The organism is Vibrio sp. QJM3NY_27, from assembly GCF_057785955.1.
Window position 1 is genome coordinate 1,229,027 of record NZ_CM173511.1, and the last position, 26,416, is coordinate 1,255,442.

Sequence of the window (26,416 nt, forward strand, 5' to 3'; positions counted from 1 at the left end):
TATCGGCTCATCAATTATTAATACTAATCGAAAGCGATGAATTAAGCTTCGATTGTAGTACCAGTGATGATCACTTCTTCTAGAGGTACATCTTGGTGCATACCCATAGAACCAGTGCTAACACCTTTGATCTTGTTTACGATGTCCATGCCTTCAACAACTTCTGCGAATACACAGTAGCCCCAACCGTCTAGGCTTTCGCTACGGAAGTTTAGGAAAGAGTTGTCGTTAACGTTGATGAAGAACTGAGAGCTCGCTGAATGCGGTTCCATAGTACGAGCCATTGCTAGCGTACCAACTTTGTTCGCTAGGCCGTTGTTTGCTTCGTTCTTGATAGTTGCACGAGTTGTTTTTTCTTTAAGGCCAGAAGTCATGCCGCCGCCTTGAACCATGAAACCATCGATAACACGGTGGAATAGCGTGTTGTCGTAAAAACCGTCACGGCAATACTGTAGGAAGTTTGCGCTTGTTTCTGGTGCTTTTTCTTCGTTAAGTTGAACTTTGATGTCACCAAAATTTGTGTGAAGGATGATCATGATTGTTACCTTACTGTCTTTTTAATATGAAGTTCGAATTCTAGCGCATGTTGGCGGACTTTCAAATCACCAAATCATTAACTTAACTTGGTTGTTTGAGGTAATTACTGCTTTGGGGGATTACCTAATAACGCATGAATTGATATACTTGACCTCTTATTTTGATTAATACACAAATATAGATAGAGATCATGCTGAAAATTTATAACACACTCACAAGACAGAAAGAGGAATTCAAACCAATTACAGCTGGCAAAGTCGGCATGTATGTCTGTGGGGTAACCATATACGATCTCTGTCACATTGGTCATGGCCGCACGTTTGTTTCTTTCGATGTAGTAACTCGTTACCTTCGTTACCTTGGTTACGATTTGAACTTCGTTCGTAACATCACTGATATCGATGATAAAATCATCAAGCGCGCTAATGAAAACGGTGAGTCTTGTGATTCTCTGACTGAGCGCCTGATCGGGGAAATGCACGCGGACTTCGATGCATTGAACATGAAACGCCCTGATGTTGAGCCTCGTGCGACTGAATTCATCACTGAAATCGTTGAACTTGTTGAAAAGTTAATTGAACGTGGTTTTGCTTATGTTGCAAGCAACGGCGACGTGATGTTCGAAGTTAAGAAATTTGACGAATACGGTAAGCTTTCAAAGCAAGACCTTGATCAGCTTCAAGCGGGTGCTCGTGTTGATGTCGATTCTGCAAAACGTAGCCCGTTAGATTTCGTGCTTTGGAAGATGTCTAAGCCAGGTGAACCTACGTGGGAATCACCATGGGGTCCAGGTCGTCCGGGTTGGCACATTGAGTGTTCAGCGATGAACTCTTCTATTCTTGGCAATCACTTCGATATCCACGGTGGCGGTTCAGATCTACAGTTCCCGCATCACGAGAACGAAATCGCACAATCTTGCTGCGCACACGGCACACAGTATGTGAATACTTGGATGCACAGTGGCATGGTGATGGTAGACAGAGAAAAAATGTCTAAGTCACTGGGTAACTTCTTCACTATCCGTGACGTACTTCAGCATTACGATGCAGAAACAGTGCGTTACTTCCTAATGTCTGGTCACTACCGCAGCCAACTGAACTACAGCGAAGATAACCTAAACCAAGCTCGTGCATCACTTGAGCGTCTCTACACATCACTTCGTGGCCTAGACGTTACAGCAGCTCCGGCTGGTGGTGAAGAGTACGTGACTCGTTTCTCTACAGCGATGAACGATGATTTCAACACTCCAGAAGCTTATTCAGTACTGTTTGAAATGGCTCGTGAAATCAACCGCATCAAAACTGAAAGTGTCGAAAAAGCAAGTGCACTAGGTGCATTGATGCGTGAACTAGCAGACATCATCGGTATTCTTCATCAAGATCCAGAGGCTTTCTTGCAAGGTGATGCGGCAGGCAACGATGACGAAGTGGCTGAAATCGAAGCGTTGATTAAGCTACGTAACGACTCTCGTGCTTCGAAAGATTGGGCGAATGCCGACCTTGCACGTGACAAGCTAAACGAGTTGGGTATTGTTCTGGAAGATGGTCCAGAAGGTACGACTTGGCGTCGTAAGTAGATATTATAAAAAGGGCTGATTTTCAGCCCTTTTTTCTAGCAAAAATTCTTTAATTTCACCTTTTTATCTTCAACTTTTAATTAACAGGAATATTTCTGTGGCTCAGATGTATTTTTATTACTCGGCAATGAATGCGGGTAAATCAACAACGCTTCTTCAGTCTTCATTTAATTACCAAGAGCGTGGCATGACGCCAGTGATCTTTACGGCAGCATTGGATGATCGTTATGGTATCGGTAAAGTTAGCTCTCGAATTGGTTTGCAATCTGAAGCTCAACTTTTTAAAAATGACACCAATATGTTTGACGCAATCCAAAAACTCAATGAAGAAGAAAAGCGTCATTGTGTTTTGATTGATGAGTGTCAGTTCTTGTCGAAAGAGCAGGTGTACCAGTTAACAGAAGTGGTCGATAAACTGCATATCCCTGTACTTTGCTACGGTTTACGTACTGATTTTTTAGGTGAACTGTTTGAAGGTAGCCGTTACTTATTATCTTGGGCAGATAAACTGGTTGAGCTTAAAACCATTTGTCACTGTGGCCGTAAAGCTAATATGGTAATCCGTACCGACGAGCACGGTGTGGCGATTGCTGAAGGTGACCAAGTGGCTATTGGCGGGAATGATCAGTATGTTTCAGCTTGCCGTTTGCACTACAAAGAAGCGTTAGGTAAATAAGCCGATCTCAGAGTTCAGCTTGCTAAAACGAAAAACGGTGACCAAGTGTCACCGTTTTTGTTTATTGAGCCTGTGTTTTTGCTTTATTCCAAGTCGCGCCTTTGCTTTATTCGAAGTGGAGCTTTTGATTTATTCGAAGCCAAGCTGCTTCAAGGCTTGATAGGCATGATCAACGTCATCGGGGATTGGCATCTCAATTTGAAAGCCTTGGGCTGGGTAGAATTTGATTCGTTCATAATCAGCAATCAATGCGCCCAAAACCATGTCTAACGGCAACTCTTCATTAAAGTAATCATCCCAATTTTGCCATTGCGAAGTCACGGTAATTTCTACACTCTCTTCAGGCCATTGTTTACTAAACGTGGCGTAGGTGCGTTTCTCCATAAAGGGCTTCTGTACTAAGGTTAGTTTTTTCGGTGACAACCCTTGCTCAGTCAGCAGCTCGTGGGTGAATCGTACATTTTCCCCAGTATTGGTTGCGTGTTTCTCTATGATAATTGCAGAACCTGGTACACCACAATCTTGTGCGATAGAAGCGAAAGTTTCTGCTTCTGAACGCTCAAAGCTTCCTTCTGTAAAACGTCCCACACCACCAGAAAAAACGATGTATGGAGCAATTTTTTGATGATATAACTCTGCAGCGTATTCAGCGACACGAGTATCATTACTGCACAGCACAAAGATGCAATCTGAAGGCGTAACCTTGTGGCCCATAGACATGAAGTTCCAAAGGATGTCGATCGAACGATGTAGCTTAATCCTTGAGTTATTTGTTACAGATTGCTTAGCTATGTCTTGGTTAGCTATGGATTGATTAGTCATAAAGAGCGTCCAGTGTGGAATCGAATTTAAACGAGTAACCTAAGTCGAGAATCTTTTTCGAAGAGATCAGCTTGTCTGGTGTATCGACCACGAGGGGCAGCGGCTCACTGCTGTTGGCGCTTTTCAGTGCAGCGGCATAAAACTCCGCCTTACTCACCGTGTTTGGGGTCGTAACATTAACCACTTCGTTGCGCAGTTGGTTGATAGCGAAGTTGACCGCGCCAATCGCGTCGTCAAGATGAAGCATGTTGGCAGGAGCTTGAGTGCTGACCTGTTTCAATTTACTTGCAAACCTAGAGGGGTGGCGGCTAGGGCCGATTAACCCACTGAAGCGAAGGATGGTGTAGTCGATACCGGAATCAATGATGTACTGTTCTGCTTGTAGCATCACGCGTGCATTGTCCGAAAATGAGTTGGCTTGTTCATCACTCGACGTAGAAATCGCTAATGAGGCATCTTGCTCGTATAAGATCCCTGGCTTGGTCGGGTAGACCGTAGTCGAGCTAACCATGATCAGCTTTTTGACATTGGCTTTCTGACAAGCATTGGTTAGCTGTTGCCAGTATTCAGCATATTCTTGTCCCGCACCTTTTCTAAAGCCGGGAGGGAAGCTACCAATGACGATCTCTGCATTATTTTCGAGTAACAGTGAATAGAGTTGGCCGATAGTATGCTCAGGCTCCGATGAGTCAAAGCTGAAAACTTCACATGGGATACGTTTGTTACCAATGGTGTCTGCACCCGCTCGGGTCGTTTTTGTGACCACCACTTGGTTACCATGTTTTTCTAGATGTTTAGATAAAGGTGCACCGACCCATCCTGCACCAACAATAAATATAGAAGCCATGTGTTCCTCACAACTGCAAATGACGAATTTACAATAAGCCTAACAAACCTTTGCCCAAAAATGAAAAAACTCCACGGCCGAGGCGAGTGGAGTTTTTACTGGAACAATGGAGATTTAGTTTAGTACGCGAAGTAGTTTGTCTGCGCGCTCTGCCATCTGTATACCTTCATCTGTTAGGTAACCGCCGTCTGGCTGAGTACAAAGGTTCTTTTCGAATAGGCGCTTAACAGCGTCTTGAGTTTCTTGAGCTGCCTCTTGATGAACTTTAATTCCAGTAGCGGCACTACTTACATCAAATTGAAGAAGGAGGTTTAAATCAGCAATGTTTTCAGCGTTGTACTTCATAATTAACCTATATATTCATAACGTTCTCTACCTTCACCTTAGTGCGCATTCACGGCTCAGGCAATAGCAAATAAAGAGAATTGATAAGTGATACCAAATTGATTGATTAATCATCGAGTGATGAGTTTATTTTGGTTATATTGGGTGATTTGCATCCACTTAAATCATCAGTGATGTTTATTGCTAAGCGGTTGTAATATATTGTGACTAAAAATAATTTGCATTGAGCGAATATTGTATAAAAAGGATATGCATAAGTGAGAGCGAACAAAGTAGCATTAATGATCAGTATGCTATTTGCTATCGCAGGGTGTCAGAGTACACCTTCAGAGCAGACAGACGCGAACCAAACCACAAACAACAATAACCAATCTACAATCGAGGTCCGTTCATTTCAGTCTGTCCAAAGCGTTTACTCCGAATGGGAGGCTAAGCTCGCAGACCACGCTCAGTTGTCTCTCTATGCTCCAGAGAATTACAATGAACTATTAGACGCTTGGGACGACGCTGAAAGCATTTATGCGGATTTACTGAAAGACGAAACTCGGCTCACCAAGAGTTATTCAATTTTTTCGAGCCTGACTTACGCTGAAGCTTTTGATGAAAAAATTGCGTTGATCAAATCAAACTATGACTCGATATTAGTGCTAAAGAAGAAGGCTGACCGAGTACTAGCGGATTCGATTGTGCAAATGGATTACCTCAAGTTCCTTGGCGCAGATACCATGTTTACCTCGAGCTACAAACGCTTGTATTCAGAATACAGCGAGTTGTTTGAGTATGTGCTGGTCGATGAGCTTGAAGACGCTCAAGAAGCACAGGTGGAGTTTCTTAATAATGCTCGCTTATTGGAAGTTAAAGTGGCACATAAGAAATACATCGAACCATTGAAGGACGAGTTAGAGTTCTTGGAAGATGAAGATTTTGATGACGTTGCTCCACTGACGTTTGCTAAAGCAGCATCTCAAATTGCTTTGGCAGAAAGCCAAGTCAAAACCAGTCCTCGTGAAAAGTCGATCATTGAAGATGCGGTCCACGCTGCGGAGTTTGAGTTGAACCACGTGCGCAGTGTCGCTCATGAAGTCAAAGTGCTAGCGAGCGTAAAAGGCGACAAATTCGAACAGTCGGTTTTGAATGCAGAGAATCAGTTGTTGAGCATTTCACAAGTAGTTAATGATGAAGATTACCGAGATGTTGGGTTGCGTCAGCAATCTCAGAAAATTGTATCGAGTGTGAAAGCGTTAAAAAGCTTAGATATGACAGCGTCATTAAAGTCAGAAATTGAAACTTTGACTGAACAACTCGCTAAGCTAGAGAGTGATAATCAGAAGCAGGCGCAACAATTGTCTGAGGCGACTAAGCATAGCAATCTTCTAGATGAGCAGATTACCAAGAGTGATGCGCATATTAAGAGTTTAGAAGAGCTAGTGGACAGTTTGAGAAATCTAGGTGGTAAAGTTGCCAATGAAAGTGATTCTGATGTAATCCCTTTGAGTACTGGATCGAATCTAGAGGGCTCTGCTCTAGAACAATCATCAGAAGAAGTGATTGAACCTTCGGTTTAGCATCACTAATTTCTTTATTTGTGATTCAGTTAAAAGCGCCTAAGGGCGCTTTTTTACGTTCTGTTGATCTATATCAAAATCTAGAGGCAACAGCGATCTGTGAGTCATTATAGTGTACGTTATTCCTTTGCTTTCTTTCGTAACTTATTGATATTTATAAGTGTGCCATTTTTTAAGTTGATAACCTTTCATTCAGCATAGTTTTCTTTTTACTACTAAAGTTGTATGAATTTTGAATAACTTGGGCTATTTCCTTTCCACAAGGTTGTGGGAGGTATTTTGAGTCTCAAATAGCTCTTGAATTCAGAAATGAAAGAGAGGATTATCTCGCTCCCGACAACATGTTTCAAAATGTAAATCATCATGAATCTGAACCAATTTGACTCATTATTACCGCCACAAATGGCTGAGCGCGCTGCAGATATTGGCGTAGGTAAAGCAACCAAAGATCCAACCAAATCTTTTCTCCTAGCGATTTCAGCTGGCATACATATCGGTATTGCGTTTGTGTTCTACACAATTGTAACCACTGGCGCTGGTGATTTACCTTGGGGTATTACTCGCGTCCTAGGTGGCCTTGCATTTAGCTTGGGCTTAATCCTCGTTGTTGTTACTGGCGGCGAACTGTTTACCAGTTCGGTGCTCACTCTTGTTGCTCGCGCAAGTGGCAAGATTAGCTGGGGAACCCTAGTAAAGAACTGGGCGACCGTTTATATCGGTAACCTTATTGGTGCTTTATTGCTAGTGGCATGCATGCTTCTGACTAAACAGTACATGTTCGACCATGGGCAAGTGGGTTTGAATGCGATGGCCATTTCTCAGCACAAAATGCACCATGGTTTTATCCAAGCTATCGCGCTTGGCATCATGTGTAACGTATTGGTTTGTATCGCGGTATGGATGACATTTAGTGGACGAACACTGACTGACAAAATTGCAGTACTGATTTTACCTGTCGCGATGTTTGTATCATCGGGTTTTGAGCACTGTATTGCGAATATGTTCCAAGTCCCTTTAGCTATCGGTATCAAAACATTTGCTCCAGCTGAATTCTGGACAATGACAGGGGCTAATCCAGCAGACTATGTTGACCTAAACATGATGGACTTTCTGATGAACAACTTGCTGCCCGTTACTATCGGTAACATCATCGGCGGCGGGATCTTTGTTGGCATGTGGTATTGGTTGATTTATTTACGCGATTAATAAAGATGGCGGATCTACAAAGCTTGTGTGACTAGCTCAGTGACAAGATTAGTTAAAGCTCAGTGAAAACATTGAACTGACTTATGACATTTACAAGACGGCCTGCATTGCAGGCCGTTTTTTATTTGTGGAAAACTTACTCGTTGATTTCTTAAATTATCATCTGAACGTTTAACAACGCAGTTCTGCGCGTGTGTATATGTCTTTGAAATCACCCAAGGATCAATGGTAATGATCTTTGCTCGAGCCGAAATGGACAAAAAAGGATCTATATTGATTTGGTTATCCACAATTTCTGTGGATAACCTGTATCAAATTCAGTGAGTAACCAGATCTAAGAGGAGACGGGAGGTTATTTTGAAGGCTGTATTTGAGCGAGAACTCGCCCTTCTTTGGTCAAGGAAGTCTTTAACGATAGATGAAGTACAAGCGCTAAGGAGCAGCTCATCATCACGAAAATAGCCAACATGATCATCAGTTGATACTTAATTGCGATCATTGGTGAAGCTCCCCCTAAGATTTGTCCTGTCATCATCCCCGGTAGCGTTACTAAGCCTGTGGTTGCCATTGAGGCCATAATAGGAGACATCGCTTTCTGTATAGCATTACGCACAAAAGGCGCTGCAGCATAGGAAGGAGACGCGCCTAACGCGATTGCTGCTTCATATTCTGATTTCTGTGTTTCAAAAGCACCAAACAGGTTCTGCAATGCCACTATATTACTGCTTAAGCTATTACCCAATAACATCCCTGCGATCGGGATAAGGTACTGAGCGTTAAAAACCGGTGTTGGTTTAATGATAAATAAGCAGATGAACAAGACAATGGGTACACAGGTTACCGCTAGGCTCACAGCGACAGGGACTAACAAGAGGTTTCGGGGTAACTTGGACTTTTCAACAATCGAGCTTGCCCCAACGATAATCATCGTAAATAACCACAGTAAATTGACCCACAAGCTATTCAAAGTGAACAGGTACTCTAGGTAGAGGCCAACCAGAAATAGCTGAACAGTCATGCGAATGATGCTGATAGAAGCCTCTTTTCCAACGCCAAGTTTTAGCTTGTGGTTGATTACAATTGGCAGCAAGAGAAGTGAACTGAAAAACAATAATTGCCACCAAGATATATCAATAACGTCTTGCATAATGCTTCCTTTTAATAAGGCTTCTATCATATCTGAAAGTGCCAAATGATGCATTTCGACTGCAAAGTCATCGATTCTAAAAACGATCAATCATTTAACATTCAAAGTACAAAATAATGGTTATTTGAGGGTTTTTTGGCTACTACTTAGTAGGTAAAACGTTAAAATTGGTTACAATGTGGTTGCGCAAATGTTGGTTTTTAACATTTGTGAAATATACTTAATTCTTCACATTTGTTAATACTTTTTAATAACTTTGTTTAACTAAAAACAAGTTTGGATGACCTCAAAAAAGTATTGATTAGCAAGGGATATAACAGGAGATTTGATTGAACCCTACTTTGTGTATGGTCTAAAATTTGTTGTTAGATACTCAAGAACTTTAGCTCCTTAGAATGAGCTACTCGAAATTACTAAATACAAAATAGGCAAAATGTATGAGTGATGTTAATAAAATTGAAACTGGCGAAAAACGCTCGTTGGAGTGGAAGTCATTCCTCTTCATTGCAGTGGTTCTCTTTCCAATATTAAGTGTGGCTTTTGTAGGAGGCTACGGCTTTCTAGTTTGGGCACTGCAAGTGTTTGTATTAGGTCCTCCAGGTGCACACGGCGGCATGTAATGCCCTCTTGCTATCACATTTTTATTAGAACTAATTTTTAAGAGAGCTAAACATGAAATCATTTTTAGTTAAATTATGGCGCACAATGACTCGCCCAGCAGTACACATCAGTCTTGGTGTACTAACTATGGGTGGCTTTATCGCCGGTGTTATTTTCTGGGGCGGTTTTAATACAGCGCTAGAACATACAAACACAGAAGAGTTCTGTGTAAGCTGTCACACCATGCGTGACAATGTATACGTAGAACTACAAGAAACGGTTCACTGGAAAAACACTTCTGGTGTGCGTGCTACTTGTCCTGACTGTCACGTTCCACATGAATGGACAGCAAAAATTGCTCGTAAGATGCAAGCATCTAAAGAAGTCTTCGCTCAAGTATTTGGTGACCTAGATACGCCTGAAAAATTCGAAGCTCGTCGTATCGAGCTGGCTAAACACGAATGGGATCGTTTCTCTTCGAACAAATCTCTAGAGTGTAAAAACTGCCACAACTACGATTCAATGGATTTCGAAAACATGCGCCCAACAGCGCGTATCCAGATGAAGAATGCGGCAGAGCGTGATCAAAGCTGTGTTGACTGTCACAAAGGTATTGCTCACAACCTTCCATTAGATATGGCATCAGCGAGCGGCATTGTTGGCGAGCTAGAAAATGTAGCAAGCAGCACATCTTACGCAAATGGTTCTGATGTGATTTCTATTCGTCACCTACCAATGTACACAGATGAAACAGCAACAGTTGAAGCGGGTCTACTAAGCCCTGCAAGTAAAGTTGCGGTTATCGACGAAAAAGGCGACATGATCAAGATTCAAATCGACGGTTGGCGTAAAGCGAAAGGCTTCGGACGTGTAATCCAAGAAGACTTCGGTATGAACATCTCGACTGCAATCTTGACGAAAGAAGTATCTCAAAGTGACGTTATCACTGTTGGTGAGAAGAAAGAAGATGAGCTTACTGGCCTTCCATGGGAAGAAGTTAACCTAGCACTTTGGATGAAGAAAGAGTCTATGGTTGATAACTTCGATCCAATCTGGAACGCAGCGGGTCAAGCGTACCAATCTAACTGTTCAACGTGTCACTCACAGCCAGATGAAGCTCACTTCAGCGCTAACGGTTGGGTAGGCATGCTAGATGGTATGATTGCGTTCGTTAACTTCGATACAGATACAGAAGCACTTGTTCTTAAGTATCTACAGAAGCACTCATCAGATTTTTCTGAAGGCCATCACTAATAAGACGTCAATTGGAGTAACACAATGGCAATTACAAGAAGAAGTTTTCTGAAAGGTGTCGCTACTACAAGTGCGGCATCGGTTATCGGTCCAAGCTTATTGGCGTCGGCATCAGCGTCTGCTGCAGAAACAGACGGCGCGTGGAAAGTCTCTGGTTCTCACTGGGGTGCATTCCGAGCTCGCGTTTACGCGGGTAAAGTGCAAGAAATTAAACCTTTAGAAATCGATCAACACCCAACTGAGATGTTGAAAGGTATTAAAGGTATTATCTACAGTCCATCACGTGTGCGTTACCCTATGGTTCGCCTAGATTGGTTGAAGAAGCATAAATACAGCGCAGACACGCGTGGTAACAACCGCTTTATTCGTGTGACTTGGGATGAGGCACTAGACCTTGTTTACCGCGAACTAGAGCGCGTACAGAAAGATTACGGTCCATGGGCACTTCACACCGGTCAAACTGGTTGGAGACAAACGGGTCAGTTCCACAGCTGTACTAACCATATGCAACGTGCAATGGCACTTCACGGTTACTCTGTGAAGAAAATCGGTGACTACTCAACAGGTGCTGGTCAAACGATCATGCCTTACGTGCTAGGTTCGACTGAAGTTTACGCACAAGGTACATCTTGGGAACTTATCCTAGAAAACAGTGACAACATTGTTCTTTGGGGTAACGATCCAGTTAAAAACCTTCAAGTAGGTTGGACATGTGAGACTCACGAGTCGTTCGCATACCTAGAACAACTGAAAGAGAAAGTTGCTAAGAAAGAGATCAACGTTGTTTCTGTTGACCCTGTTCAAAACAAAACAGGCCGTTACCTAGAAAACGAGCAGATGTACATCAACCCACAAACTGATGTGGCGTTCATGCTTGGTGTTGCTCACGTTCTTTACAACGAAGACCTATACGACAAGAAGTTCATCGAAACTTACTGTCTAGGTTTTGAAGACTTCATCAAGTACGTTCAAGGTGAAACGAAAGATAAAGTTGAGAAGACACCAGAGTGGGCTTCGGCTATCTGTGGCGCAAGCGCGGACTCTATCCGTGAATTCGCTAAGATGCTGGTTAACGGTCGTACGCAAATTCTTGTTGGTTGGAGTATCCAACGTCAAGAGCACGGTGAGCAGCCTTACTGGATGTGTGCAGTTATCGCAGCAATGGTTGGCCAAATTGGTCTTCCGGGCGGTGGTATCTCTTACGGTCACCACTACTCAGGTATCGGTGTATCTTCAACTGGCTTCGCTGCTCCGGGTTCTTTCCCGTTGAACATCGACCAAGGTCAATCACCTAAACACACGAATACAGATTACAACGGTTATAGCCGCGTAATTCCAGTAGCTCGTTGGGTTGATAGCTTGCTTGAACCAGGTAAGAAGATCAAAGCGAACGGTTCTACTGTAACGCTACCAGACATTAAGATGATGGTATTCAGTGGTAACAACCCGTGGCACCACCACCAAGATCGCAACAAGATGCGTAAAGCATTCAAGAGTCTACAAACTGTAGTGGCTGTTGATTTCGCTTGGACTGCAACTTGTCGTCACTCTGATATCGTGCTTCCAGCATGTACTCAGTGGGAACGTAACGATATTGATGGCTATGGCGCGTACTCTGGCCGTGGTTTGATCGCAATGCACAAGCTAGTGGATCCTCTGTTCCAGTCTAAGACGGACTTCGAGATCATGTCTAGCCTAACTAAGCGTTGGGGTCGTTATAACGATTACACGCGTGGTATGGACGAAATGCAGTGGGTTAAATCTCTGTATGACGAATGTCGTGCATCAAACGAAGGCAGCTTCGAAATGCCTGAGTTTGCTGAGTTCTGGGAGAAAGGTTTCCTAGACTTCGGTAAAGGTAAGCCATGGACTCGTCACGCTTCATTCCGTGAAGATCCAGAGATCAACGCACTAGGTACTCCTTCTGGTTTCATCGAAATCACAAGCCGTACTGTTGGCAACATGGGTTACGAGCACTGTCAAGAACACCCAATGTGGTTCGAGAAATCTGAACGTTCACATGGTGGTCCAGGCTCTGACAAACACCCGTACTGGCTACAATCTTGTCACCCAGACAAGCGTCTTCACTCTCAGATGTGTGAATCTGAAGAGTGGCGTGCGACTTACGCGGTACAAGGCCGTGAGCCTATCTACATCAACCCAGTCGATGCTAAGAAGAAAGGCATCAAAGATGGCGATGTAGTACGTGTGTTCAACGACCGTGGTCAACTACTAGCAGGTGCTGTTCTAATGGATAGCTACGCTCCTGGTGTTGTTCGTATCGAAGAAGGTGCTTGGTACGGCCCGATCAACGAGAAAGTGGGTGCGCTAGATACATACGGCGATCCAAACACACTAACTCAAGACATCGGTACGTCTGAACTTGCTCAAGCAACGTCAGCAAACACATGTTTGGTTAACTTCGAGAAGTTCCAAGGCAAACTGCCTCCAGTAACTTCATTCGGTGGTCCAATCGAAGTTTCTTAAGTCTTGTACTTAAGAACCAAGACTAAAGCTTGAATTAAAGCCCCTGTAAGTACTCTTACAGGGGCTTTTTGTTTTTCTAGTGTACGTGTTGGGATTTCTAACTAAGCATTGTAACAGCGCCAGAGGGGCGTTTTTGAGACCAGCTGTAACGTGCTGTTTGAGGTAGGCTGTAGAAACATAAAGCATTAGCATGAAGCCGGAAGGGAATGCACAAAGAACCTGTTGTAAGGGCTTAGGCAGATGGAAACAAAAAGGCCGATACAAAGTACCGACCTAATAGAAACCTATGGAGTAAAGCTAAAACCTTGAATAAAAGCTTAAGCCATGAATAAAAGCTTAAGCCTCGGATATAAACTTAAGCTTAAATTGTAAACCTAAGCTCCAATTATAAACCTAAGCTTCGAACGTAAGCCTAAAGTTCGAACATAAACCAGTAACCGTATGCACAAATCAAAGCGGGAACACTGGAATACAAGGTCGCGACAAGAGCGGCTTTCGGTGCCATCGCAATCGCAGGGAATAGCGCATCACCGTCATTAGAAATTGCGTTACCTACCTGAGCTGATAGTGGCAGTGCACCAGAAAGGTATAGGCTAGTGACCAGCAATTGCGGACCACACCCCGGTAGCAATCCCATCAACACTCCCGCCAGGGGGAGCATCATGCCCCAGCTTGAGAATAGCGTCGCAAAATCGACATTTGCTATCACAGAGCCAAATTCGAAGAAAAGAAAAGCAACCACCACCCATGCAGTAACGAAGTTAGTATCTTGAGCCGTTTTTTGTAGTGGATGAGAGCCTACACATTTCTCGTCTTCACTGACGGCTGACTTGTAATCTTCAATTTCACGGGTGAGACCCCATAGAAACATCGAGCTAATCAGCAAAATAGTTCCTGCCCATTCCATCGACATTTCGGGCAAAGCGAGCAACTCATTCACATCCACTTGAAAAGAGCCAAGTAGGGCAACCGCAGCACCTGGAATAATGAGTACAGACCATAGATAACCTTGTAGGTTGATCGCTTTTTTCGATACTGCTTCTTTGTCTTGAGATTGAGAAGCACAGCTTCTCACCGCTTCATTTTTCTCTGCTTTTTTTGGGCGCAAGAAGTCATCTGCGTGAAACAAGTTAATGATTCGACCTGACGCAGTTCCGACAATCACGCCCATCGCCATCATGGCTAAACCAGTCTTGGGTTCGCTTGCAATGAGCAGGAAGGCCGCATCACCCATGGTTGAGACGAGCACAGCAACAACTGCGCCAAATCCGAGTTTGCCCGAGATAAATTGTGTGGTCACCACGATCGCACCGCCACAGCCGGGTAGCGCCCCCATAAGTGCAGCGAATACAACTTGGTTTGAACGGGATTGATGGACGAGCTTGTTGAAGACGTTATCTTTGTTGATATACAGGCTTAACCCGTGGTAAATCGCTAAGGTCAAAGCAACATAACAAGACACGGCCCAAAAGGCGTCTGACAAGGTAGTGACCGTCAATTCTCGCGTGGCAGGCGCCATAACTAAAGCTGCAAGTGAGATAGGTAAAAGCAGGCGCTTAAATGACAGTGAAAACTGAGTTGTTTTCGCAGCGCTACTGCTTGGCAAAAAAGAGATTAGTCGATCCATAGGTGTTACTCAAAATTAGTGGCTTAAGATAAATATATACGAATGATAATAATTATCAATTGCATTTGTTGTTTTTTTATCTATTGTTACCATTGGCTAAACCTACGAAACATGACCAACCTGAAAAAATGAGGTAAAGTATGGCTAATAAAGAGAGACTCTAAAGGTAGAGTCATAATTGTTAGTGTAATAGGAAGAAACATGATTTTAGTTGTTGGTCACAAAAACCCTGATAGTGACAGTATTTGTAGTGCGTTAGTTGCAACAGAGCTTCTTAAAGCTCGTGGCGAGGAAGCGACACCAATTCGCCAAGGCGAGATCAACCGCGAAACTCAACACATTCTAGAAGTCGCTGGTGCTGAAAAACCAGAACTTCGTACTTCTGTTGCTGGTGAAAAAATCTGGCTAGTAGACTACTCAGATCTAGCACAAGCACCGGACGATGTTGCTGAAGCTGAGATCGTAGGTATTGTCGATCACCACCGTTTAGGTGACGCGATGACAGTTAACCCTATGGAAGCTTGGATCTGGCCTGTTGGTTGTACAAATACTGTACTTTTCAACATGTTCAAGATTGAAGGTCACGCTATCTCTCAACAAATCGCTAAACTGATGATGTCTGCAATTCTTTCAGACACGGTTGGTTTTGCTTCTCCAACATGTACTCAAAAAGACAAAGACGCGGTTGCTGAGCTTGCTGAAATCGCTGGCGTGACTGACATTGATGCATTCATCAAAGCGCTTCTAATCGCTAAGACAAACATCGAAGGCCTATCTGCTGCACAACTAGTAGAAAAAGACCTTAAAGGCTACCCATTCAACGGTCGTGATGTTGTTGTTGGTCAAGTTGAGCTTGCGACTCTTGAGCAAGTAGATGGCATGATTGAAGCGCTAGAAGCGGATCTTGAAGAACGTTGTGAGAAAGACGGTCTAGCATTTGCTGCGGTAATGCTAACAGACATCACTACTGCGCAAACTCACCTTCTATACAAAGGCGAGTGGGCTGATAAACTGGTTAAGCACGAGAAAGACGGCGTATTAATGATGGAAAATACATTAAGCCGTAAGAAGCAAGGCTGGCCTTGGTTACAGGGTGAGCTTGTTTAATCAAGTCGCTTAATTATAAACGCCTGCTAATTTAGCAGGCGTTTTTCTTTGAAGTGGATTTTCTTCTTCATCGAAAATGTTTGAAGTTAAAAGCTCTCGGCATAAAATAGCTTTAAGAGCAAAGTTACTGACTAAAGTAGGAAATTAAGATGACTACACAGCTAGACGATAAAAAAATCGCTGAAATCAATAAGTATACGGGTGAGCAACGCCTAAAGTACTGTGTGAAAGAAATCGTAGCGAACCGTGAAGTATGGATCTTAACCGATGAACACGGTTGTGTAATGCTGAACACAGAAGATGAAGACTGTGTTCCAGTATGGCCAAATCAAGAGTTTGCTGAATCTTGGGCTACGGGTGATTGGTCTGAGTGTAAAGCTGAGTCTATCTCGTTGAACAAATGGCACAGCCGTTGGACTAACGGTCTAGAAGACGACGAGCTTGCAGTGGTTGTGTTCCCGAACGAGCAAGAAGAAGGCGTAATCTTGTTCCCTGATGAGTTCGATTTCGAATTAAAGAAGCAAGCTGCTAAGCGCTAATTCTGCCGCAATACAGTTCTTAAGTCAGCGTTGCCTTTTTTAGGCAGCGCTATCATTCAATTATCCCATCTAAGCTATTTACAACGCATTTTCGTTAGTACCCAATCAACTGATACAACGGCGCTTGCTGTGCGGCTTTTGAAGCTTGTTGAAGCACACCTGTTTTACTGTACCTCTTGAGTATCTTTCGAACGACAGGTTTTACTTCAGATTTTGTCATTCCAGCTTTCAATTCTGGTTCATACAGTAGTTGCAGTAGCACCACATCTAAGGGTGATAACAAGTCTTCTGGCGTATGGTCATTAAAAATAGAAGGGTAGGCTTTATCTGAATCATTCGGCAGGCCTAGAACCTGTGTGATTTCTTCCACGATACAGGCGACGAGCTTACCTCGAGATCTTGCTTGATCAACGGGAATAACAATCCCAGCGTAAACAATCTCACCTTTAGAATTAGTTCGATAACCCGCCGTGCAAATAGCGTTGTTTAGATGCTGAGTTGATTTGAGTTTGAGCAACGATTTCGCCTCAGATACCCACTGACTTTGCCGCGTGTATATCCATTTTACGTTCGCTTCAGACTCTTTGTTGACGATTGTTATCGGGTGCTGAGTGACTTCGGATAAGTGTCGGATATGAAGCTCTGTGAGCTCTTGATGCAGTTCTTCATCACCCACTCGATGATCGATCCAAATCTTGATCGGTTGTTTCCATTTGGCGAGTGGCTTGTTGCCTTGGGAATATTCGTGTTGAAGTGCGACGTTATAAAAGGCAGTTTCGACGAAGCTTCTATCTAACCAAGTGAGCGGTGTGCTTGCTGCGTTAAAGGAAAACAGCGCCAACAAAAGGGGAAGCATTGAAGCTCTTAATAACATACCTTTCCCCTTTGTTAAACGTAGCGTGATTCGAGGTTAGTGGTTCGGCGCTTTGGAGAAATGGCTCTCAACTAATCTTTGTGTGATTTGGTGAGTTGGATTGGTTAGCACTTGATCCGTTTCCCCACTCTCAACCACATTACCTTCGTGCATGACGATGATTTTGTCTGTAATGTGCTTAACAATACCGAGGTGTTGAGATACATAAACGAACGATACGCCCATCTCTTCTTGTAACTCTAAGAACAGGTTGATGATTTGCGAGCGCATTGCCATGTCTAAACCATTCAACGCCTCATCCGCAACGATGATCGATGGCTGAAGAATCAAGGCACGAGCCAAACAAACCCTTTGTTTCTGACCTGCAGCCAGCATCTGCGGGTAGAAGTAAGCATGTTCCGGTAGAAGACCCACACGTAATAGGGTGTCTTTCACACGACGCATACGGGCTTCTGGTGGCATATTGGTGTTTCGCTTTAATGGACCTTCAAGAATTCGACCAATCTGAATGCGCGGGTTAAGCGAGGTGTTCGGATCTTGGAAGATCATTCGAATCAGCTTACAGCGAGTCGAGTAGTCCTTGTGCTCTAGCTTTTCACCGTTCACACGAATCTCGCCCGCAGTTGGCTCTACCATGCCCGCTAGCATTCTTGCTAATGTCGACTTTCCTGAACCATTCTGACCGATAAAACCAATCGTCTGTCCCGCCTCAAGCGAAAAGCTGACTGGTTTCACTGCCTGATGAATCTTTTTACGGAAAAGACCAGAGCGAGTCGTAAAGTCTTTAGATAAATCAATGACTTCTAATAATGCACTCATGATTTCTTTTTCTTCTCCATATTAAGAGGGAAGTGACAATTGAACTTATGGTTTTTGATTCGTTTGGTATAAGGAATCTCAACACATTGCCTTTGCGCATACGGGCAACGTGGTCCTAGTCGACAACCAATAGGAAGGTGCTGCAACGGAGGGATTGAACCTGGCAAAGACTGTAGCTTCTCTTTATGAGGAATCCAGTCGTTAAAGTCAGGCATCGCTTTCAGTAGAGCGACGGTATATGGGTGTTTAGGTGCATCTAACAGCTTCTGCGTATCCGCTGATTCCACAGACTGACCACAGTACATAACGGTAATGCGAGTTGCCCATTGGGTAATGGTGGTTAAGTCATGGCCGATCAGCACGATGGTCGTGTTATTGATCTGATTCATACGACTCAACAGACGCAATATTTGAGACTGTGTGATCGGATCTAGATCGTTGGTTGGTTCATCAGCGATCAAGACTTTTGGTTTGGCTGCGATCGCCATGGCGATCATGACTTTTTGACACTCACCATCGGTCAACTCATAAGAGTAACTATCCATAAGACGAGAGTGATCTTTAATACCGACTTTGTGCAGCAGAGCGATGGCCTGTTTCTTACGCCATTTGAATCTCTGCCACCACCGACCTTCAAACGAATAGGAAGGAATCGCTTCAATCAGTTGATGGCCCACTTTTTCAGATGGATCAAGACAGGAGGATGGCTCTTGAAAGATCATCGCGATATCACGAGCAATAACTCGGCGTCGTTCTTTGGGTGTCAGTTGCAGGAGGTCGATATTGCCAAGGCGCATTCGGTCTGCAGAAACCTTCCAGTTTTCTTTACATACTCCGACGATCGCTTTTGCAACCAAGCTCTTGCCTGAGCCTGATTCACCTACTAAGCCGCGAATTTCCCCTTCATTGAGGGTAAGACTCATTCTATCAACGGCTTTAACCATCCCTTGAGGGGTCTCAATCTCGATGGTTAGATGTCGAATATCAAGTAAAGGCATTATTCGATTCCTGCATTTAGCGCTTGGCGAACACCTTCACCGACGAGGTTAATCACGATCACTGTAAACATAATGGCTAAACCGGGTAGGGTTACTGTCCATGGTGCGAGGTAAATCAGCTCTACAGAGTCACCCAAGATTGAGCCCCATTCGGTACTTGGTGCTTGAGCGCCAAGCCCTAAGAAACCCAAAGCCGTGATATCAAGAATGGCGACTGACAATGCCAGCGTAATTTCAAGTGCCACCACGGTAAGAATATTAGGAAGGATTGAATTCCATAAAAGGTAGAAGTCGTTCGCACCATCGAGGCGAGAAGCCAAAATATAGTCTTTTTCTACCTCAGCATGCACGGCAATGTATACCGAACGAATAAAGCGTGGAATCAATGCTAAACATAAGGCAAGCAAGATATTAAACTCGCCAAAACCAAGAAACGCCACGAAGATAATGGCCAGTAACAGAGACGGAATCGACATAACGGTATCAAGCAGGTGGTTTAGCGTGCTTGATAGTAATCCACGAGTCATCCCCGCAAGTACGCCAATCAGGCAACCAATGACTGCTGCGATAAAGGTAATCACAACCGCGGCACCAAACGTCAGCTGAGAGCCGATAATCAGACGAGAAAGAATATCTCGGCCTAAGTCATCGGTACCTAAGAAATACTCAACTGTTCCTGAGGGATCCCAAGAGGGTGGGGTTAACAGGTGTCCCGTTTGTTCTTGAGCATCATGCGGAGCTAGCCATGGTGAAGTGACGGTGATTAGAATGATCAAGGCCAAACACCACAGTCCAAACATAGCGAGATTATTGCCACGGAAGCTGCGCCAGAAACGCTCGAACTGGGTTGGAATCTGCTCTTCTTGGTAGACGTTATTTGTTAGCATACCATTCCTTCCTTACCAGTGGATTGACCATCGCGCCTAATAGATCGGACAGAATGTTTGCGGTCAAAACCAAGGTTGCTACCACTATTACGCCAGCTTGAATTGAAACGTAATCTTGATTAGATAAAGCATCCAATAACCAGCGGCCAATACCCGGCCAGTTAAAGATAGACTCGGTAATAATAGCGAGCGTTAACATACTTGATAGTTGAACGCCGACCTTAGGAATAATCGGTGGTATCGCATTTCTTAACACGTGTTGCATCACGATCTCTCTGGTAGATAGACCTTTAATTCGCGCCGCGCGGATGTAGTTTTGCGTCATCACTTCAGCAACGGATGCTCTCATCAACCGGATAACTTGAGTCGTTGGAGCCAGTGCCAAAACTAGACAAGGCAACGCCATATGCTCGATGACACTTTGCAGTGCGTGTGCTCGGTATTTACCTTCAGCGAAAAAGGCATCAATGATGGCGAAACCAGTCACGTGTTCAATTTCGTAAAGTAGATCGTATCTGCCGCCCACTGGAAACATTTCAAAGTGTAAAGAGAACACCATGATCATCAGTAGTGCGACCCAAAATATAGGTGCAGAGTAACCAGCCATTGAAGTAAACGATATGGTGGTATCGACAAACTTGCCCTGTCTCATGCCAGCAATCGTGCCGAAAGGGATGCCGATAAACAACGCAAGCACAAAAGCAAAGAAACACAGTTCTAACGTTGCAGGGAATACCACGACAAGCTCATCGATGATAGGCGCTCCGTGCTTGCTCAAGCCAAAGTTCAGTGTCGATAATTCTGTGATATAGCTAAGCCAACCGGGCCAAAAATCTTGAATCGCCCAAGGTGAGGTTTGGTCTAGTCGAAGCAGAGCGAACCCCACTAACGTCAGGATCCCCAGTGTAATAATGAATAAGTTTACACGTCTTAATGTATACCAAAACATCACTGCACCTCTCTTCTGACTTGATCAAAAGGTTGAGCATTGAACGGGCTCTGCTTAAAGCCACTTAGCGACCGATCGTGCACGCGGAATTGCACGCCATGAGCGAGAGGAATCACAGGAACTTCTTCATTGAGAATGTTTTGGGCTTGTCGATACAAGTTCACACGGTGCCTTTGTTGATTGATCTCTAATGCTAAGTCGAGAAGGAAATCAAAGTCTGAATTACACCACATAGAGACGTTTAATCCTGCTCGTTCTGAGCTACATGAAAGAAGCGGACGTAAGAAGTTGTCCGGGTCGCCCGTATTGCCGATCCAACCTGTGAGCAACAAGTCTGTTGAGGAAATGGATGACAGCTGCGTACGATCAAATCGGTCGTCGGTATAGAGCTTAAGTTCGATACCAATATCAGCTAAATTTGCTTGGATTAATTCTGCTGTTTTTCTTGGGCTTGGGTTGTAGGCTCTTGGTTCTAAAGGAACCCACATTGAAAGCTCTAGCCCAGGTTCTACCCCGGCTTCTTTAAGAAGCGCAACTGCGTAGTTGCGGTCATAGCGAACTTGAACGCTGTCTTTTTGGTAAGCCCAAGAGGTCGGTGGCAAGAGAGTGTAGGCTTTCGTGCCCGTACCGTAATAAACAGAATCAAGAATGTTCTGACGATTGATAGCCAAGTTCAGCGCTTTGCGCACTCGTGAGTCACGCAGTGCAGGGTGCTCGGTGTTCAGTGCGATGAAAGAGACATTAACCGCAGGCGTGGCGGAAATCTTCAACTCTTCATGAGCTTGAATAATAGGAATCTGACTAGAAATCGGTGAGTTCAATACATCACACTCACTACGAAGTAGCTTGGCAAGAGTCCCTGTCCCACGTTGTGAAGTATCAAACACAACTTGGTCCATTTCTACGTCACCCTTCCAATAGTGCTTGTTCTTTTTCAAGCGAACTAGATCATTGATTTGGTATTCATCCAAGTAGAAAGGACCTGTGCCAACTGGCTTGGAGTCTATTTCATTCTTTTCATCCGTAGCAATGAGTTTATTGGCATATTCTTTAGAGTGAATGACCGCATAGCTGGTCGCGATATTGTTGAGGAATGAATTGTCTGGGCGACTTAATTGGAATTTCACTGTTAGGTCATCAACCGCAGTGATATTGACGATCAGGTTTTGGAAGTCGATACCAGCAAACCATGGGTATAGGCCGCCGCCCACATAATGAAATGGGTTTGAACTGTCAATGATTCGCTCAAAACTAAAGACCACATCTTGTGCATTCATACTGCGAGTTGGGGTAAACCAGTCTGTGGTTTGAAACGCAACATTAGGGCGCAGTTTGAAAGTGTACTCTGTACCTGATTCATCGACAGACCAGCTTGTTGCCAAGTTCTGTTTTGGTCGATAAGTCATTGGATCAAGAGTGAGCAGTGTATCGAAAATTTGAGGGCTCAGCGATTCTGAGGTAATGCCACTATCAACCAGTTGTGGGTTGAAAGTACTAGGATTACCTTGGCCGCAATAAATGAAGCCTTTTTCACGGATTTGCTCGTGATTCACACTCTCACCACATCCAGCTAAAAAGCTCAGCGTGCAGATGCTCAGTGATAGTCTTATTAGTGCTTTCATAAAAAGAAATACTTTTCGAAACGAGGCGTTAGAGGAGCCTCAAGATCCGGACAATTTAACATTTTATTTATTCGGCTCCAAATAATAATCAAGTGCTGACAGCTATTTATCGTTAGCTTGTCCGACAATCGCGTACTTCCTCACCATTCCACGTAATTGGTTGTAGGTTAATCCAAGTAATTGTGCTGCTTGTTTCTGGTTGTACTTGCTTTGCTTTAGGGCTTGATTGAGCAGCTTGATGTCTTGCTGTTCTTGCCATGCTTTGTAATCAAGTGGCAAAGAAAACGAGCTCTCTGATGAAGTATGGCTGTTGGACGGCGCATTGCCAATTTCATGCGTGGAATCTTGATCTATTTTCCATGCGGGTTTGAATGGGTTAAACACCAAAGATTCAATAGGATATGGGTCTTTACCGTGCTGGTAGACTGCGCGCTCAATAACGTTCTTGAGTTCTCGCACATTCCCTGGCCATGAATAATCCAGTAGCGCCTCAACGGCAGACGGAGCAAAGCCAACAAACAACTCCAATTCTAATTCACGGCACATCTTAATGGCGTAGTATTCTGCCAGCAGCGTGATGTCTTCTTTTCGCTCTCGAAGAGGGGGAATAGTAATCACGTCAAACGCTAGCCTGTCCAATAAGTCAGCTCTGAATTCGCCCCTTAATGCCATGTCTGGCAAGTCAGAGTTGGTGGCGCAAACCAGTCTTACGTTGGCACTTAAAGCTTTTTGTCCGCCGACACGTTCATACTGCCCGTATTCAATAACGCGCAATAGCTTCTCTTGAACGGCTAGGGGCGTGGTTGCGAGCTCATCAAGAAACAGTGTTCCACCTTCCGCTCTTTCAAATCGACCCTGATGACGACCTTTTGAACCAGTAAAGGAACCAGACTCATGACCAAACAACTCAGAATCAATCAAACCTTCACTGAGCGTTGAGCAATTAAGTGAGATCAACGGCTGATCCCATCGCCTTGAAAGGTAATGCAGCCTTTGAGCTATGAGCTCTTTACCCGTACCACGCTCTCCAATGATCAGGATCGGTCTTTCGATTGGTGCGAGTTGAGATACTTTATCTAAAACGGAGAGAAAATTGGGTGATTCACCAATGAGGTTCTGCTGCATAGCGGGTCCTTGTGCGATTTGAGCGCCGATGGATGTGATTTAGAGGGCTTTATTTAAGTCACGTCATGTAAATAGCTTAAGTATAAGAGTCGTAGTGGTGAAAAATACCAATACTTGGCCAAATTCATCATAGCATGGTTCGGGTTAATCACCATTTTATTGTAAGTGCCTGATAATAAATGGCTTAAAAGTTGGCACGTTACTTGGATTACTTATGGTAGGTTTAACAACAAACGTAAATTTTTGAGCAAGTGGATTGATAAATCGAATAACGCTTTAAAGCACATTTGCCATCATTGTAATTAAGGAGTTCCTCATGGGTATTTTTTCTCGCTTTGCAGACATTGTAAATTCGAACATCAGTGCACTTTTAGACAAGGCTGAAGATCCTGAAAAGATGATTCGTCTGATTATCCAAGAAATGGAAGATACGCTGGTTGAGGTTCGCACTAACTCCGCTAAAGCTATCGCAGATAAAAAAGAGTTAGCACGTAAAGTTGAAGCTATCGAAACTCAGATTCTAGATTGGCAAAATAAAGCGACACTAGCACTGACTAAACAACGCGAAGACTTAGCTAGAGCGGCTCTAATCGAAAAGCAAAAACTTGAAGATATCATCAAAAGCCTTCACACAGAGCAAACCTTGGTTCACGAAACCATCGAAAAGCTGACCAGTGAGATTGGTAAGCTCGAAACCAAAATCGTAGAAACTCGCGCAAAGCAGCAAGCATTGATGATTCGTAATAATGCTGCGAGCAATCGTCGTGATGTTCAAAAACATCTGCATTCAAGCAAAACCAACGAAGCAATGGCGAAGTTTGAGCAATTCTCGCGTAAAGTGGATGAATTAGAAGCCGAAGCGGACGTTTACGCGAAAACAGGTAACGCAAAATCGTTAGACCAAGAGTTTGCAGAGTTACAAGCTCAAGATGAAATTGAAAAAGAGCTGGCGAAACTGAAGCAACAAGTTGAAAACCGCGATAAATAATTTAGGAGTTGTCTATGTCAACATTTCTAATTGCAGGCCCACTGATTGTCTTTTTAATCTTCGTGGCACCGCTATGGTTGTTCTTACATTACCGCAGCAAGAAGAAATCCAGTAATGGTCTTTCAGAAACGGATCTTCAGCGTTTGCACAAGCTTTCTGCTCAAGCTGAATCGATGCAAGACCGAGTGAAAACGCTAGAAAAAATACTGGATGCGGAGTCACCTAACTGGAGACGAAACTATGAGTAGAGAACTGTATCGCGATCCTATTAACGGTAAGCTGTCTGGCGTCTGCGCAGGGTTAGCGAACTATTTTGGCTTGGAAGTGTGGTTGGTTCGCATCTTGGTTATCTCGGCGGCACTGCTTGGTGGTAGCTTTTTGGTGTTATTAGCGTATTTAGCTTTGACATTTATGCTTGAAAAACAACCACCTCAGTATGTCGATCAGATGAAAGCCAAACAAGAGCACACGCTGAAGCAAAAACCTTGGGAAAAGGGGCAAACCGCAGAGTCGTTATTGGGCACTTTAGAGGGTGATTTCCAGAAATTAGAGACCAGTGTCCGCAATATGGAAGCTTATGTGACTTCGGATACTTTCAAAGTCGATCGCGCATTTAAGAACATGTAGTGGTAAACCTGAAAAACATTAGATAACGGTTTAGGAAAATTTATTCCAAGCCGTTATTTTTTTTAATAATTTTGTCTCAATAAATCTTACGATAACTGGTAAGTTACATGTGATTAATCTATGTTATAAAAATATTTATAGTTATGGATGATCACTAATGTATAGAGCCTCCGTTGTCCTATTGACAGCCTTAGCTGGGTTGTCTGGGTGTGGTAAGGAGCTTCCTCCCGTACCTGAACCTGATTCTAGACCCGCCAAACTCTTCACTGTCTCCGTCGGTAGTAATGCCTTTGAACGTAGCTTTCCTGCCACCACAGAAGCGGGTGACAAAGCAGTACTGGCATTTCGTGTTCCAGGGCTACTTCAGACTATCGATGTCACATCTGGTCAACAGGTTACCAAAGGTGATGGGCTTGCAACGCTTAATCCTGACGAATATCAGTTGTTAGAGAAGCAAGCGAGAGCCAACTTTAAGCTTGCCGATGTTCAATACCAACGTTCAATTAAGTTGCGCAAAGATCGCGTCGTATCTGAGCAAGACTTCGACCAAGCGAAAGCTAATCATAATTCTGCTAAAGCGGTGCTTAACCAAGCAAAAGCCAACCTACGTTATACCACCTTGGTTGCGCCTTACGATGGTACTATCTCCATCATTCCTGCTGAAAACCATGAATATATCGCTGCCAAACAAGGCGTGATGAATATTCAAACTAATCAAATCCTCAAAGTCGTATTCTTATTACCCGACCAACTTATCACGCGCTTTTCTTCAGGGTTTGAGACGGATGCAACCATGGTTTTTGATGCTTTCCCGGGTAGCTCCTACGCTTTAGCATTCCAAGAAGTGGATACCGAAGCGGATCCCAAAACCGGGTCGTACAAAGTCACCATGGTAATGGAGAGACCAACCGATGTTGGTATTTTGCCGGGTATGTCAGGCACGGTTCATTTAGTTTCAGCGTTAGCGGCCGCCACAAAAATTCCCACATCAGCAATGATGACTGATGGGGATGATGTCTCTGTGTGGCGCGTGAATAGCGACGGTATTGTTGAAAATGTCGCAATCATCATCGATGAAAAACGCCATATTGTTTCAGGGTTGAACGATGGTGATCGCATCGTAACTTCTGGTGTTAATGGTCTTGAACCGGGCGTTAAAGTTCGAGAGTGGATCAAGGAAAGGGGGCTATAA

The 26,416-nt window shown here is 43.9% G+C and carries 26 protein-coding genes; 13 read left to right on the plus strand and 13 right to left on the minus strand.

What is annotated here, in order from left to right; translation table 11 throughout:
- Nucleotides 1-41: 41 nt before the first annotated feature.
- Nucleotides 42-536, minus strand: a complete 495-nt coding sequence (locus AC3CIA_RS05625) for a peptidylprolyl isomerase (RefSeq protein ID WP_004734582.1) — start codon at nucleotides 534-536, stop codon at nucleotides 42-44.
- A 191-nt stretch (nucleotides 537-727) separates the two neighbouring features.
- Between AC3CIA_RS05625 and cysS the strand changes: the two genes are divergently transcribed.
- Nucleotides 728-2,113, plus strand: coding sequence for a cysteine--tRNA ligase (gene cysS, locus AC3CIA_RS05630; protein ID WP_004734583.1), 1,386 nt, complete (start codon nucleotides 728-730; stop codon nucleotides 2,111-2,113).
- A gap of 97 nt (nucleotides 2,114-2,210) precedes the next feature.
- Nucleotides 2,211-2,789 (plus strand): thymidine kinase, encoded by a 579-nt coding sequence (locus AC3CIA_RS05635; RefSeq protein WP_004734584.1) that lies wholly within the window; start codon nucleotides 2,211-2,213, stop codon nucleotides 2,787-2,789.
- A gap of 129 nt (nucleotides 2,790-2,918) precedes the next feature.
- Here the strand turns inward: AC3CIA_RS05635 and AC3CIA_RS05640 are convergent, their stop codons facing one another.
- The 3 genes from AC3CIA_RS05640 to AC3CIA_RS05650 all read right to left on the minus strand — a co-directional run bounded on the left by AC3CIA_RS05640 (nucleotide 2,919) and on the right by AC3CIA_RS05650 (nucleotide 4,803).
- A complete protein-coding gene (locus AC3CIA_RS05640; RefSeq protein ID WP_488518671.1) occupies nucleotides 2,919-3,611 on the minus strand; it encodes a YdcF family protein in 693 nt (230 codons plus the stop codon).
- Nucleotides 3,604-4,458, minus strand: coding sequence for an NAD(P)H-binding protein (locus AC3CIA_RS05645; RefSeq protein ID WP_114633232.1), 855 nt, complete (start codon nucleotides 4,456-4,458; stop codon nucleotides 3,604-3,606). The genes AC3CIA_RS05640 and AC3CIA_RS05645 overlap by 8 nt, the downstream gene beginning before the upstream one ends.
- Before the next feature lie 114 nt (nucleotides 4,459-4,572).
- Nucleotides 4,573-4,803, minus strand: coding sequence for a TIGR02647 family protein (locus AC3CIA_RS05650; protein WP_004734587.1), 231 nt, complete (start codon nucleotides 4,801-4,803; stop codon nucleotides 4,573-4,575).
- Nucleotides 4,804-5,060: 257 nt separating this feature from the next.
- On the opposite strand from AC3CIA_RS05650, the gene AC3CIA_RS05655 reads away from it, so the two are divergent.
- Nucleotides 5,061-6,368, plus strand: a complete 1,308-nt coding sequence (locus tag AC3CIA_RS05655; protein ID WP_488518672.1) for an ATPase — start codon at nucleotides 5,061-5,063, stop codon at nucleotides 6,366-6,368.
- 363 nt (nucleotides 6,369-6,731) lie between these two features.
- Nucleotides 6,732-7,574: a formate transporter FocA gene (gene focA / locus AC3CIA_RS05660; RefSeq protein ID WP_004734589.1), complete on the plus strand. Its 843-nt coding sequence runs from the start codon at nucleotides 6,732-6,734 to the stop codon at nucleotides 7,572-7,574.
- Between the two features lie 352 nt (nucleotides 7,575-7,926).
- Here the strand turns inward: focA and AC3CIA_RS05665 are convergent, their stop codons facing one another.
- Nucleotides 7,927-8,721 (minus strand): ABC transporter permease, encoded by a 795-nt coding sequence (locus AC3CIA_RS05665; protein WP_488518673.1) that lies wholly within the window; start codon nucleotides 8,719-8,721, stop codon nucleotides 7,927-7,929.
- A gap of 437 nt (nucleotides 8,722-9,158) precedes the next feature.
- Between AC3CIA_RS05665 and torE the strand changes: the two genes are divergently transcribed.
- The 3 genes from torE to torA are packed head-to-tail and all read left to right on the plus strand — an operon-like array spanning nucleotide 9,159 to nucleotide 13,062.
- Nucleotides 9,159-9,341: a trimethylamine N-oxide reductase system protein TorE gene (gene torE / locus AC3CIA_RS05670; protein ID WP_004734591.1), complete on the plus strand. Its 183-nt coding sequence runs from the start codon at nucleotides 9,159-9,161 to the stop codon at nucleotides 9,339-9,341.
- A 52-nt stretch (nucleotides 9,342-9,393) separates the two neighbouring features.
- Nucleotides 9,394-10,575, plus strand: a complete 1,182-nt coding sequence (torC, locus tag AC3CIA_RS05675) for a pentaheme c-type cytochrome TorC (protein ID WP_004734592.1) — start codon at nucleotides 9,394-9,396, stop codon at nucleotides 10,573-10,575.
- A 24-nt stretch (nucleotides 10,576-10,599) separates the two neighbouring features.
- Nucleotides 10,600-13,062: a trimethylamine-N-oxide reductase TorA gene (gene torA / locus AC3CIA_RS05680; protein ID WP_114633236.1), complete on the plus strand. Its 2,463-nt coding sequence runs from the start codon at nucleotides 10,600-10,602 to the stop codon at nucleotides 13,060-13,062.
- Between the two features lie 412 nt (nucleotides 13,063-13,474).
- On the opposite strand, the gene AC3CIA_RS05685 is transcribed toward torA, so the two are convergent.
- Complete coding sequence (locus tag AC3CIA_RS05685; RefSeq protein WP_114633237.1) at nucleotides 13,475-14,689, minus strand: putative manganese transporter; 1,215 nt, start codon at nucleotides 14,687-14,689, stop codon at nucleotides 13,475-13,477.
- 201 nt (nucleotides 14,690-14,890) lie between these two features.
- Here AC3CIA_RS05685 and AC3CIA_RS05690 point away from each other — a divergent pair, with 201 nt between their 5' ends.
- On the plus strand, nucleotides 14,891-15,796 hold the full coding sequence (locus tag AC3CIA_RS05690) for a manganese-dependent inorganic pyrophosphatase (protein WP_114633238.1): 906 nt from the start codon (nucleotides 14,891-14,893) through the stop codon (nucleotides 15,794-15,796).
- A 149-nt stretch (nucleotides 15,797-15,945) separates the two neighbouring features.
- The gene (locus AC3CIA_RS05695) at nucleotides 15,946-16,335 is read left to right on the plus strand and encodes a DUF2750 domain-containing protein (RefSeq protein WP_004734596.1); all 390 of its coding nucleotides are present in this window, start codon (nucleotides 15,946-15,948) and stop codon (nucleotides 16,333-16,335) included.
- Nucleotides 16,336-16,429: 94 nt separating this feature from the next.
- Here AC3CIA_RS05695 and AC3CIA_RS05700 read toward each other — a convergent pair whose 3' ends face one another.
- The 7 genes from AC3CIA_RS05700 to pspF all read right to left on the minus strand — a co-directional run bounded on the left by AC3CIA_RS05700 (nucleotide 16,430) and on the right by pspF (nucleotide 23,609).
- On the minus strand, nucleotides 16,430-17,209 hold the full coding sequence (locus AC3CIA_RS05700; protein WP_488518674.1) for a DUF2927 domain-containing protein: 780 nt from the start codon (nucleotides 17,207-17,209) through the stop codon (nucleotides 16,430-16,432).
- A gap of 36 nt (nucleotides 17,210-17,245) precedes the next feature.
- Complete coding sequence (locus tag AC3CIA_RS05705) at nucleotides 17,246-18,028, minus strand: peptide ABC transporter ATP-binding protein (RefSeq protein WP_004734598.1); 783 nt, start codon at nucleotides 18,026-18,028, stop codon at nucleotides 17,246-17,248.
- Nucleotides 18,025-19,026 carry a peptide ABC transporter ATP-binding protein gene (locus AC3CIA_RS05710; RefSeq protein ID WP_017078997.1) on the minus strand — a complete coding sequence of 334 codons (1,002 nt, stop codon included), beginning with the start codon at nucleotides 19,024-19,026 and terminating at the stop codon, nucleotides 18,025-18,027. Before AC3CIA_RS05710 ends, AC3CIA_RS05705 begins: the two co-directional genes overlap by 4 nt.
- The gene (gene sapC / locus AC3CIA_RS05715; protein WP_017078998.1) at nucleotides 19,026-19,913 is read right to left on the minus strand and encodes a putrescine export ABC transporter permease SapC; all 888 of its coding nucleotides are present in this window, start codon (nucleotides 19,911-19,913) and stop codon (nucleotides 19,026-19,028) included. The genes AC3CIA_RS05710 and sapC overlap by 1 nt, the downstream gene beginning before the upstream one ends.
- Nucleotides 19,900-20,862, minus strand: coding sequence for an ABC transporter permease (locus AC3CIA_RS05720; protein ID WP_171307773.1), 963 nt, complete (start codon nucleotides 20,860-20,862; stop codon nucleotides 19,900-19,902). The genes sapC and AC3CIA_RS05720 overlap by 14 nt, the downstream gene beginning before the upstream one ends.
- Entirely contained in the window at nucleotides 20,862-22,484 is a 1,623-nt protein-coding gene (sapA, locus tag AC3CIA_RS05725) for an ABC transporter substrate-binding protein SapA (protein WP_054546643.1), read from the minus strand. Before sapA ends, AC3CIA_RS05720 begins: the two co-directional genes overlap by 1 nt.
- Nucleotides 22,485-22,586: 102 nt before the next feature.
- On the minus strand, nucleotides 22,587-23,609 hold the full coding sequence (gene pspF, locus AC3CIA_RS05730; protein WP_488518675.1) for a phage shock protein operon transcriptional activator: 1,023 nt from the start codon (nucleotides 23,607-23,609) through the stop codon (nucleotides 22,587-22,589).
- A 316-nt stretch (nucleotides 23,610-23,925) separates the two neighbouring features.
- Between pspF and pspA the strand changes: the two genes are divergently transcribed.
- The 4 genes from pspA (at nucleotide 23,926) to AC3CIA_RS05750 (ending at nucleotide 26,416) form a co-directional block, all read left to right on the plus strand.
- A complete protein-coding gene (gene pspA / locus AC3CIA_RS05735; RefSeq protein WP_076676587.1) occupies nucleotides 23,926-24,597 on the plus strand; it encodes a phage shock protein PspA in 672 nt (223 codons plus the stop codon).
- Nucleotides 24,598-24,611: 14 nt separating this feature from the next.
- On the plus strand, nucleotides 24,612-24,845 hold the full coding sequence (gene pspB / locus AC3CIA_RS05740; protein ID WP_004734605.1) for an envelope stress response membrane protein PspB: 234 nt from the start codon (nucleotides 24,612-24,614) through the stop codon (nucleotides 24,843-24,845).
- On the plus strand, nucleotides 24,838-25,224 hold the full coding sequence (pspC, locus tag AC3CIA_RS05745; RefSeq protein WP_029405178.1) for an envelope stress response membrane protein PspC: 387 nt from the start codon (nucleotides 24,838-24,840) through the stop codon (nucleotides 25,222-25,224). The genes pspB and pspC overlap by 8 nt, the downstream gene beginning before the upstream one ends.
- A 157-nt stretch (nucleotides 25,225-25,381) precedes the next feature.
- Entirely contained in the window at nucleotides 25,382-26,416 is a 1,035-nt protein-coding gene (locus AC3CIA_RS05750; RefSeq protein WP_017086192.1) for an efflux RND transporter periplasmic adaptor subunit, read from the plus strand.